Origin of the sequence: Mesorhizobium sp. M7A.F.Ca.CA.002.09.1.1 (genome assembly GCF_003998555.1) — a bacterium.
In the GTDB taxonomy this organism is placed as follows: Bacteria; Pseudomonadota; Alphaproteobacteria; order Rhizobiales; family Rhizobiaceae; genus Mesorhizobium; species Mesorhizobium ciceri.
On sequence record NZ_RZRR01000104.1, the window covers coordinates 1 to 9,660 of the forward strand.

At 62.9% G+C, this 9,660-nt stretch carries 12 protein-coding genes; 4 read left to right on the top strand and 8 right to left on the bottom strand.

The window, feature by feature from the left end; all coding sequences use genetic code 11:
• The 3 genes from rpoN to ptsN all read left to right on the top strand — a co-directional run.
• Positions 1-1,505: RNA polymerase factor sigma-54 (gene rpoN / locus EN994_RS07200; RefSeq protein WP_245465995.1), on the top strand; the 1,505-nt coding region annotated here is incomplete at its 5' end.
• A gap of 265 nt (positions 1,506-1,770) precedes the next feature.
• Positions 1,771-2,355 carry a ribosome-associated translation inhibitor RaiA gene (gene raiA / locus EN994_RS07205; RefSeq protein ID WP_013529588.1) on the top strand — a complete coding sequence of 195 codons (585 nt, stop codon included), beginning with the start codon at positions 1,771-1,773 and terminating at the stop codon, positions 2,353-2,355.
• A 121-nt stretch (positions 2,356-2,476) separates the two neighbouring features.
• A complete protein-coding gene (gene ptsN / locus EN994_RS07210) occupies positions 2,477-2,941 on the top strand; it encodes a PTS IIA-like nitrogen regulatory protein PtsN (RefSeq protein ID WP_013529589.1) in 465 nt (154 codons plus the stop codon).
• Between the two features lie 92 nt (positions 2,942-3,033).
• Here the strand turns inward: ptsN and EN994_RS07215 are convergent, their stop codons facing one another.
• Both EN994_RS07215 and EN994_RS07220 read right to left on the bottom strand, forming a co-directional pair.
• Complete coding sequence (locus tag EN994_RS07215) at positions 3,034-3,288, bottom strand: DUF1150 family protein (RefSeq protein WP_013529590.1); 255 nt, start codon at positions 3,286-3,288, stop codon at positions 3,034-3,036.
• Positions 3,289-3,353: 65 nt separating this feature from the next.
• On the bottom strand, positions 3,354-3,779 hold the full coding sequence (locus EN994_RS07220) for an Hsp20 family protein (protein ID WP_013529591.1): 426 nt from the start codon (positions 3,777-3,779) through the stop codon (positions 3,354-3,356).
• A gap of 315 nt (positions 3,780-4,094) precedes the next feature.
• Here EN994_RS07220 and EN994_RS07225 point away from each other — a divergent pair, with 315 nt between their 5' ends.
• Positions 4,095-5,039 (top strand): nucleoside hydrolase, encoded by a 945-nt coding sequence (locus EN994_RS07225; protein ID WP_063170333.1) that lies wholly within the window; start codon positions 4,095-4,097, stop codon positions 5,037-5,039.
• A 36-nt stretch (positions 5,040-5,075) separates the two neighbouring features.
• Here EN994_RS07225 and EN994_RS07230 read toward each other — a convergent pair whose 3' ends face one another.
• The 6 genes from EN994_RS07230 to EN994_RS07255 form a co-directional block, all read right to left on the bottom strand.
• Positions 5,076-5,453, bottom strand: a complete 378-nt coding sequence (locus EN994_RS07230; RefSeq protein ID WP_063169006.1) for a hypothetical protein — start codon at positions 5,451-5,453, stop codon at positions 5,076-5,078.
• Positions 5,454-5,456: 3 nt separating this feature from the next.
• On the bottom strand, positions 5,457-5,777 hold the full coding sequence (locus EN994_RS07235) for a hypothetical protein (protein ID WP_013529594.1): 321 nt from the start codon (positions 5,775-5,777) through the stop codon (positions 5,457-5,459).
• Positions 5,778-5,878: 101 nt separating this feature from the next.
• Entirely contained in the window at positions 5,879-6,493 is a 615-nt protein-coding gene (locus tag EN994_RS07240) for a LysE family translocator (RefSeq protein ID WP_013529595.1), read from the bottom strand.
• Between the two features lie 112 nt (positions 6,494-6,605).
• Positions 6,606-8,054 carry an amidase gene (locus EN994_RS07245; RefSeq protein WP_127307459.1) on the bottom strand — a complete coding sequence of 483 codons (1,449 nt, stop codon included), beginning with the start codon at positions 8,052-8,054 and terminating at the stop codon, positions 6,606-6,608.
• Position 8,055: 1 nt separating this feature from the next.
• Positions 8,056-8,961 (bottom strand): ribokinase, encoded by a 906-nt coding sequence (locus EN994_RS07250; protein ID WP_063169004.1) that lies wholly within the window; start codon positions 8,959-8,961, stop codon positions 8,056-8,058.
• Positions 8,962-9,114: 153 nt separating this feature from the next.
• On the bottom strand, positions 9,115-9,597 hold the full coding sequence (locus EN994_RS07255; protein ID WP_027161333.1) for a hypothetical protein: 483 nt from the start codon (positions 9,595-9,597) through the stop codon (positions 9,115-9,117).
• Positions 9,598-9,660 lie beyond the last annotated feature (63 nt).

Sequence of the window (9,660 nt, forward strand, 5' to 3'; positions counted from 1 at the left end):
AGCTACGACAATCGCAGTCGCTGGTGATGACGCCGCAACTGATGCAGTCGATTCGGCTGCTGCAGTTCACCCATGTCGAACTCGAGCATTTCATCGACGAGGAAATCGAGCGCAATCCGCTGCTGGAGCGCGCCGAGCCGCAGGACGATGCCGCCAGCGACCAGGCGCAGAAGATCGAGGCGGAGCCGCAAGCCGCCCGCGAAGGCGACTGGTTCGAAAACGAGACGCAGTGGAGCGCGGAGGCGATCTCGGACAAGCTCGACACGTCGCTGGAAAACCTGTTTCCCGACGACCCGGGCACCAGCGAGCGGCTCGGTCCCGACCTGACGGCGCAATGGAAATCGGCTTCCGGCAATGGCGCGGGTTCCTCATCCGAGTGGTTTGACGCCGGCGACATGGCGACTGCTGCGATCACGCTGCGCGACCATGTCGGTGAACAGGTAGCGCTAGCCTTCGCCGATCCGGCTGCACGTCTGATCGCCGCCGACCTCGCCGACGGCCTTGACGAGACCGGCTATCTGCGTGCCGATCTGGCCGAGATCGCCGCTCGTCTCGGTGCGGATGCCGCCGCCGTGGCGAAGGTGCTGGCGGTGTGTCAGACCTTCGAGCCGGCCGGCCTGTTTGCCCGCGACCTGGCCGAATGCCTGTCGCTGCAGCTTGCCGTGCGGAGCCGGCTCGATCCGGCGATGAAGGCGCTGGTCGCCAATCTCGAACTCCTGGCACGGCGCGATTTTCACGCATTGAAACGGATCTGCGGTGTCGACGAGGAGGATCTGCTCGACATGCTGGCCGAAATCCGGGCGCTCGATCCCCGGCCGGGCATGGCGTTTTCGGGCGGCGCCAGCGACGCGATCGTCGCCGATGTGGAGGTGCGCGCGGCCAATGACGGCAGCTGGACGGTCGAACTCAATGCCGAAACGCTGCCGCGGGTGTTGGTCGACCATATCTATTTCGCCCAGGTCTCTCCGCAGGCCAAGAACCAGGCGGAAAGGGATTTTCTGGCCGAATGCCTGCAGAACGCCAACTGGCTGACGCGCAGCCTCGACCAGCGGGCAAAGACCATCCTCAAGGTCGCCTCGGAAATCGTTCGCCAGCAGGACGCCTTCCTCGTCCATGGCGTGCGGCAGCTGAAGCCGCTCAATCTGCGCACTGTGGCCGACGCCATCGGCATGCACGAATCGACCGTCAGCCGGGTCACAGCCAATAAATACATGCTGACGCCGCGCGGCGTGTTCGAGCTTCGCTACTTCTTCACCGCCTCGATCGCCGCATCGGGCGGCGGCGATGCGCACTCCTCGGAAGCCGTGCGTGACCGCATCAAGCAGTTGATCGACGAGGAGAAGCCCGTCGACGTGCTTTCCGACGATGCAATCGTCGACATGTTGCGCGAAAGTGGCGTCGACATTGCAAGGCGTACGGTCGCCAAGTACCGGGAAGGCATGAATATCCCCTCCTCGGTGCAGCGCCGGCGCGAGAAACGTGCGATGGCCAGCGCCGGGCGCTGAGGCGGGTCGATTTTCCACAAGCCAGCACTTCATTGACAAGCCGCGGTGAACTGGCTAGAAGCCCGCCCGCATGAGACGGGCTAGATGCCCGCATGCGGATGGTCCGTCACGACGTTGGCCTCGGGACGGTCAAAGGGCGGCTTGTGATCAACCGGAAAGTCTGGATTTAAAATCGGCGCAAGTGACGCCGCAAAGCTTGTGCGCACGGATCACGAGTATAAACTCGGGCCAGTTTGAAGCCTGAGCAAGGAAGGTCAGTTTTCAGATGAATCTGCGCATATCGGGAAAACACATGGACATCGGCGATGCGTTTCGGACACGCATCAACGATCGTGTCGGCGAAGCGATCGGCAAATATTTCGATCGCGGCTTTGCCGGACATGTCACGGTCATCAAATCGGGTTCGCGCTATTCGGCGGATTGCATGATCCGGCTGGATTCCGGCGCTTCGCTGCAGGCCACCGGCGATGCCCAGGATCCGACGCTTGCCTTCGAGGCGGCGGCGGACCGTCTGGAAACCCGCCTGAGGCGCTACAAGCGCCGGCTGAAATCGCACAATTCGGGCGCCGCCAACGGCCAACCGACCGACATAGCCTACACGGTGATGGCGCCGCTTGCCGATGACGACGAGGACATTCCGGAGAATTTCGCGCCGGCCATCGTCGCCGAATCAACCATGACGCTGAAGACCATGTCGGTGGCGTCGGCGGTCATCGAGCTCGACACCAAGGACAGCCCGGTCTTCGTCTTCCGCAACGCGGGAACCGACCATCTCAACATCGTCTATCGCCGACCCGATGGAAATATCGGTTGGATCGACCCGTCGACGACCAAGGTCGCACAAGCGTGACGACAACGGTCGCACGGTGACGACAAGGGTCGCACGGTGACGACGAGGTCGCACTGGGATAAGAGCCGGCCGCACGAGGGGTGAGGACTGGTGACGGCAGGCGAACAAGGGATTTTCAAGCATGGATCTGAGCGATCTTATCAACGTTCCGGCGATATTGCCGGCGTTGAAGGCGAACTCCAAGAAGCAGCTGCTGCAATTGCTGTCCGAACGGGCGGCGGCGATTTCCGGCATTCCGGAGCGGGAGGTGTTCGACACCATCCTGCAGCGTGAGCGGCTGGGTTCGACCGGCGTCGGCAACGGCATCGCCATCCCGCACGGCAAGCTGGCCGGCGTGAAGCGCATCGCAGGTGTTTTCGCCCGGCTGGAGACGCCTGTCGATTTCGAATCGCTGGACGATCAGCCCGTCGATCTGGTGTTTCTGCTGCTGGCGCCGGAAGGGGCGGGTGCCGATCACCTCAAGGCACTGTCGCGCATCGCGCGAGTGCTGCGTGACGCCGACACGGTGGCCAAGATCAGGGGTACGCGCGACGCCGCGGCTATCCACGCGCTTTTATCGGACACCCAGGCCTCGCACGCGGCCTGATTTTTCTGGTGAGACGAACTTCAAGGGCCGCCACGGGCGGCCCTATGCGTTTGAGCCTGCTGGTCGCGCCTAACAGGGCGGCGCGCTGGGTCTTAGTGGATGGCGACCGTGGTCAGGTCGTTTTCCATGGCACCGGCCAGTGCGCGGTCACGCGCGTCGGAAAGCAGGATCGGCTGGCCATTGGCTGCAAACAGCGCCCACAGTTCCATGCCGGGAGCGATTTCGCCGAGATTGGGGAAACGGCCGAGCAATTCGTCGCTCGAGACCTTTCTGAGATAAGCGACCGAGCCCTCGCCGAGATGAGCGAATTCGCCATTGGTCATGGTGATAGTTTCAGTTCTGGTCATTTCAAAGCCTCCTTGGCGCGAGGACGCCGCTCAAGGCCATCCCGCATGAGAGCCATCGGTAAAGATCAGTCTTTCACCGATATGTTTATTTTCCGTACCAGCCGTTCGGACTCCGGCCGATCGAGGTCGATCGCCAAAAGGCCGTTCTTCAACTCCGCTGCGATCACCCGCATGCCGTCGGCCAGCACGAAACAGCGCTGGAACTGGCGCGCGGCGATGCCGCGATGAAGAAATTCGCGCTCGGTGTCGTCGGTCTGACGGCCGCGCACGACCAACTGGTTTTCCTCCGTGGTGACATCGAGATCGCTTTCGGCGAAACCGGCGACCGCCAATGTGATGCGCAACCTTTCGGTTTTGCCGTCGGCGCCGCTGAGGCGTTCGATGTTGTAGGGAGGGTAGCTGTCACCGGACTTCGCCAGGCGTTCCAGGGTCTTTTCCATGGCGTCGAAACCAAGCAGAAGCGGGCTGGAAAAGGGCGTCATTCGGCTCATGTTACACTGTCCTCTCAAGAGCGACATAAAGTGGAAAAACCCAGATGGCATTTTTCCCGATGGCCTTGATATGGTCCGCCCCGCGACCAAGTTCAAGCCGTCAACAGACCCGCCCAAAAAGACCAGGCCGTGGACTCACAGGAATGACAGACATGGCGCTTGAAACGGCGAGCAGATGCAAGGAAAAGCGCGCGGGTCGGGATTGTCTTCCCCGGTCGAGCGGTTCGGCCTGGCAGCTCGCGGCCGCTTCGGCGTCATTTGGATGTTCCGATCGGATCGATGCAAGTCCACGACCTCGCCAAACAAGGAATTGAAATGCCCCAGTCACGCAAGATCATCATCGACACGGATCCCGGCCAGGATGATGCCGTCGCCATATTGCTGGCGCTCGGCAGCTCCGAACTGGAGATCGTCGGCATATCAGCCGTTGCCGGCAACGTGCCGCTGAAGCTTACCGAAAAGAATGCCCGCAAGATCTGCGAGCTGGCCGGCCGCCCGGACATCAAGGTCTATGCCGGTGCCATCCGGCCCCTGACGCGCGAACTGGTCACCGCCGAGGAAGTGCATGGCAAGACCGGCCTCAACGGTCCGCAATTGCCCGAACCGACGATGAAGCTGCAGGACCAGTACGCGGTCGATTTCATCGTCGAGACGCTGATGAGCGAAGAAAGCGGCACGATCACGCTTTGCGCGCTCGGCCCGCTCACCAACATTGCGCTGGCGCTGATCCGCGAGCCGCGCATCGCACCGCGCATCAAGGAAATCGTGCTGATGGGCGGCGGCTTCTTCGAAGGCGGCAATGTCACACCGACCGCCGAATTCAACATCTATGTCGACCCGCAGGCCGCAGATGTCGTGCTCAAATCCGGCATTCCGATCGTCATGATGCCTCTCGACGTCACCCACAAGGCGCTGACCACCGCCAAGCGCACGCAGGCCTTCCGCGCGCTGGGCACCAGGGTCGGCACCGCCACCGCGGAGATGTTGGAGTTCTTCGAGCGCTTCGATGAAGAGAAATACGGCACCGACGGTGGCCCGCTGCACGATCCTTGCGTCATCGCCTATCTGTTGAAGCCGGACCTGTTCAAGGGCCGCAACTGCAACGTCAGCGTGGAAACCGCCTCGGAACTGACCATGGGCATGACCGTGATCGACTGGTGGGGCGTCACCAAACGGCCGAAGAACGCCATGGTGATGCGCGACATCGACCATGATGCGTTTTTCGCCTTGCTGGTGGAGAGGCTGGGGCGGCTTAACTGACCGTCAGAACAGAACTGAACTTGTGAGCACGCGTCTTCACTCATTGAGAAACCGATAGGTGTCTCCGCCGCGCTTATGATGTTGCCGCTCGATGGGGATGACCGAACCGACAAGGTGCGGCATCCCCACTTCATCATCGATGGATGTCACCGCGCTGTTGCCATCAAGGCGGACATCGTATGTGTAATACAGCCCGCGCCCGGCAGCCATCTTCGGATTGATGGGCATTAACCTCACATACTCGATAGTGCCCATCACACTCTGAGTTGCCACAACCGGATTGTCCTGGTTCATCGCAATCGGGATCAGCGCCGCCAGGGGCAGTGCGCAGAAGAATACGACACCAATGACTGCGTCTCGGTATTCTGCCTGAAACAGAAGCAGGCGGTTTCTGAGAGAAGATACTGTTGCCATGATTCAATTCACGAATCGGTAGAAGACGAAGCCATTGTCGCGCGTGACGCGTTCGATGTTTGTGCGCGAGCCGATCAGATGCGGGTGATCGTCATCGATAAGGACAGACGAACCGTTCTCGATAGAAACCAGATATATGCCGCGGCCATGGTCCAACCGGACACTTTCGACGTTTGCCTCGACTGTGTCGACCGATCGGATCGGGCTGGCGTCGTTGATCCATTTGTTTGCCGCCAACATGATCATAACCGCAAACGCACCAATAAAGAGGATCACGCCAGGCGCGTTCCTCTTCAAACCATCCCAAGTCCAAAAGACAGACATGAATCCCTCAAGCCAGATTCATGTGGTGGTGGGACAGCACACTTTCAATCTGTTGCCATTCCAGGGTGCTGCAACTCCTTGCGGCGCCGGCTCGGCCGCCTTTACTTCGACCGCGAAAACGCCAGCCACAGGCCGCCGCCGACCATGAAGCTGCCGCTGATCCTCGACAGGAGTTTGATGCGGCCGGCCGACAGCAGGCGCCCGGCGCGGCCGGCGGCCAGCGCGTAAGTCGAATCCGAGAAGGCGGCGAAGATCATGGCGGTCAGACCCATGACGGCGATCTGCAGCGAGTAGTTGCCTTGCGGCGAAATGAACTGCGGAAAGAAGGCGCCGAAGAAAATCAGCGTCTTGGGGTTGCTCAGCGCCACCAGCAGGCCCTGCAGGAAGAAGCCGCCGCGCGGCTTTCTCGCTGTTCCATCGGCATTCAACGTGCCCTTGGAGCGGAACATCTGCACACCCATCCAGATCAGATAGGCCGCGCCGATCAGTCGTACCCACTCGAACCAGTGGCCCATGCCTGCGATCAGCGTGTTGAGGCCGATGCCGACGATGGCGATCATCACGGCAAGCCCGGCCTGCGTGCCGGCGACGTTGGCGAGGCCGGCGCGCGAGCCATGGCGGATGCTGTTGGCAATGATCAGCGTGACCGTCGGACCGGGCACCAGGATAATGACGATGCAAGCGAGGACATAGGCGGCGTAGAGTTCGAGCGACATGCTTTTTCCCCAGGAATACCGCCGAGGCGGCGCGGCTGAGGATAATCAATGCATGGCGGCGATAGCGATGCAAGCCGGTGCGCGAAGCGCCGCGGCCGCCAACGCGTGCGATTCAGGCGCCGGCCGGCCAGGGCAGTGTTGCCTCATAGGCGGCCGCCGCCTTGAGCACGGCAAGGTCGCCGCGTGGCCGGCCGATCAGCTGCATGCCCATCGGCCGCCCTCTATCGTCGAAGCCGACCGGCACATTGGCCGCCGGGCAGCCGCCCAAGGTCGCGAAGGCGGAAACCTGCATCCAGCGGTGATAGCTGTCCATTGTGCGTCCGGCGACCTCACGCGGCCAATGCGTATCGATGTCGAAGGGGAAGACCTGCGCTGTCGGCAGCGCAATCAGATCATAGCGGTCGAAGATCGACAGCAGCGTGCGATGCCAGGACGTGCGGATGACCGAAGCGGCGCGGATCTGCGGCGCCGTCAGCCGCGTTGCGTTCTCCACTTCCCAGATGGCTTCCGGCTTGAGCAGGCGGCGCTTCGCGGGATCGTCATAGTGGGTTTTGAGCGCGCAGCCGCTGCTGGCCTGGCGCAGCGTCACGAAGGCCTGCCACAGCGCTTCGAAATCGAAATCCGGCAGCAGGGGCTCGGTCGCGAAGGACGCTTCCGCAAAGCGGCCAAGTGCCGCCTCGCACAGGCCGAGAACGCCTGTTTCAACCGGCAGATGACCGCCGAGATCACCGAGCCAGGCGATGCGGCCACCAGTTGCGGGTATTCCAAGCCCTTCGAGGAACGAGCCGGGTTTCTCGTAGGACAATGGCGCGTGCGGGTGGTAACCGGCCTGCACATCGAGCAGCAGTGCCATGTCACGGACGTTGCGGCCCATCGGCCCGTCGACGCCCATCTGCGCATGGAAGACTTCGAAATCGGGTCCGCCGGGAACAAGTCCTTGCGACGGGCGGAAGCCAAAAACATTGTTCCAGGCGGCCGGGTTGCGCAGCGAGCCGCCAAAGTCGCTGCCATCGGCGACGGGCACCATGTCGAGCGCCAGGGCAACGGCCGCGCCGCCGCTCGAGCCTCCGGCGGTCAGGGCCGGATCGAAGGCGTTCAGCGTCGGCCCGAACACGGCGTTGTAGGTGTTGGAACCAAGCCCGAATTCGGGGACGTTGGTCTTGCCGATGATAATGGCGCCGGCATTGCGGATGCGCTCGACGAAGAAATCGTCCTCCTGCGGCACGAAATCGGCGAAGATCGGCGAGCCGAAAGAGGTCCTGAGGCCCGTGGTCGAGGCGAGGTCCTTGATGGCCATCGGCAGGCCGAAGAGCGGGTTGGTTTTGGCTCGCGTTGGGCTGGCATCGGCCGCATCGGCTTCGCGCAGGATATCGGCGCGATCGCGCAAGGAGACGATGGCGTTGACCAGCGGATTGACCGCCTCGATGCGGTCGAGGCATGCCGCCACCACCTCGCGCACGCAAAGCTCCCTCTCCCGGATCGCGCCGGCGAGTTCGACTGCGGACAGGCGGCAGATGTCGCCTGCCGGTGGCACGGCATGTTTTGTTTGAGGACGCAGCATTTTAATGGGTTTCCTGCAGCGCCTGATCGACGTCTTTGGCGAGCGGGATCGCCGGTTGGGCGCCAGGTTTCAGGCAGGCCAGCGAGCCGGCCGCGCCGGCGCGCGCCAGCGCCTGTTCGAGCGTGAGGCCCGACGACAGGCTGGCGGCGAAATAGCCGCAGAACGTATCGCCGGCGCCGACCGTGTCGACGGGGACGATCTTGCGCGCAGCAACGGCCAGGAACTCGGTCGGTGTCGCCGCCATCACGCCATCGCCGCCGAGCGTGACGACGACGGTGCGGCCGGTCTTTCCGGCAAAGTCGCGCATGCGCACCGCCCGATCGCGGCCTTGCAGCGACAGCGCTTCGCCATACAGGTCGAACTCGGTTTCGTTGGCGACGACATAGTCGGCCTTGCCGAGAAAGCCGGCTGCTTGCGCCTGGAAAGGTGCTGTGTTGAGCACCGTGATGGCGCCGGCCGCCCTTGCCTGGTCGAGGGCGGCATCGACGGTGGCCAGCGGAATCTCATTTTGCAGCAGCACGACGTCGCCTTTTTTCAGAAAGGCCTTGGAGAGATCGCCGGGCACCACGGAAGCGTTGGCGCCCGGCACCACGGCGATGATGTTCTCGCCGTCGTCGGCGACCATGATCAGTGCCGTGCCGGTCGAGGCGTGAGTCTCGGCAACGCCGGACAGGTCGACCTTGCCGTCGCGCAGCAATGCCAGTGCCTCGGCGGCGAAGCTGTCCCTGCCGACGGCGCCGACCATGCGCACCGAGGCGCCGGCGCGTGCGGCGGCCAGGGCCTGGTTGGCGCCCTTGCCCCCGGGCGCGGTGGTGAAGGCCGAGCCGCCCACCGTCTCGCCGGGGCTCGGCAAGCGGTCGACCTTGGCGATAAGGTCGAGGTTGATCGAGCCGATGACGATAATCAAGCAGGGCCTCCTGGCAACGCAAATTCAAAATGCCGGAGCGTCTTCGTGCGTCCGGGCGAACGCAGATCGTTCCGATTGCGTGGAAGCTAACCTGTAAGGCCGCAGCTTGCCAGACCACGCGCATGGTCCAGCCCGATTTGAGTTGTCGCGGCCTTATTCGCAGCGCACGGTGACCGTGCCCTGATAGTTGCCGGCGGGAAAGATACCGCTCGACTTGGTGGCGGTGAGGTCGACCTGCATCGCGTGGGTGCCGTTGGCAACCCTCTGCGGCACACTTCCGTTGACATCGGCCCCCGAGCCATCGAGGCGGAAGACCGAAGCGAACGTCACGTTGGTGCCACCGCCGCTCGGCGCGGACGAGAATGCGGCAGGCGCCGGCGCCGAAACCGAATAGCAGTCAAGCAGGTTGAGTATTGAGCATAACAGGGAGCTTGCCACCACGGTGGCGCTGGCGCTCGATCCGCCTGCCTGTTTGGAGCCCAGTATGCTGATGGCGGGACTGGCCTTCATCGTTCCGGACGCCCCGACCATGATGGTGCAGGTGCCGATGATCGCCGCCTGCATCGGAAGGCAGGAACCGGCAAGTGCCGCCATCGCAAACAGCGCGCGGCTACTGCTTCTTCTTTTTCTTGCCATCGCCATTTCCGGTTCTGATGCTCCAGCCTTCGTTGGCCCACCCCGGTGATGCGGTCGCGGGAG

What these genes read in the sequence shown, in the direction of transcription:
- raiA (WP_013529588.1), top strand. Translation starts at nt 1,771, where the DNA reads ATGAATCTGCGCATATCGGGAAAACACATGGACATCGGCGATGCGTTT.
- ptsN (WP_013529589.1), top strand. Translation starts at nt 2,477, where the DNA reads ATGGATCTGAGCGATCTTATCAACGTTCCGGCGATATTGCCGGCGTTG.
- EN994_RS07215 (WP_013529590.1), bottom strand. Translation starts at nt 3,288, where the DNA reads ATGACCAGAACTGAAACTATCACCATGACCAATGGCGAATTCGCTCAT.
- EN994_RS07220 (WP_013529591.1), bottom strand. Translation starts at nt 3,779, where the DNA reads ATGAGCCGAATGACGCCCTTTTCCAGCCCGCTTCTGCTTGGTTTCGAC.
- EN994_RS07225 (WP_063170333.1), top strand. Translation starts at nt 4,095, where the DNA reads ATGCCCCAGTCACGCAAGATCATCATCGACACGGATCCCGGCCAGGAT.
- EN994_RS07230 (WP_063169006.1), bottom strand. Translation starts at nt 5,453, where the DNA reads ATGGCAACAGTATCTTCTCTCAGAAACCGCCTGCTTCTGTTTCAGGCA.
- EN994_RS07235 (WP_013529594.1), bottom strand. Translation starts at nt 5,777, where the DNA reads ATGTCTGTCTTTTGGACTTGGGATGGTTTGAAGAGGAACGCGCCTGGC.
- EN994_RS07240 (WP_013529595.1), bottom strand. Translation starts at nt 6,493, where the DNA reads ATGTCGCTCGAACTCTACGCCGCCTATGTCCTCGCTTGCATCGTCATT.
- EN994_RS07245 (WP_127307459.1), bottom strand. Translation starts at nt 8,054, where the DNA reads ATGCTGCGTCCTCAAACAAAACATGCCGTGCCACCGGCAGGCGACATC.
- EN994_RS07255 (WP_027161333.1), bottom strand. Translation starts at nt 9,597, where the DNA reads ATGGCAAGAAAAAGAAGAAGCAGTAGCCGCGCGCTGTTTGCGATGGCG.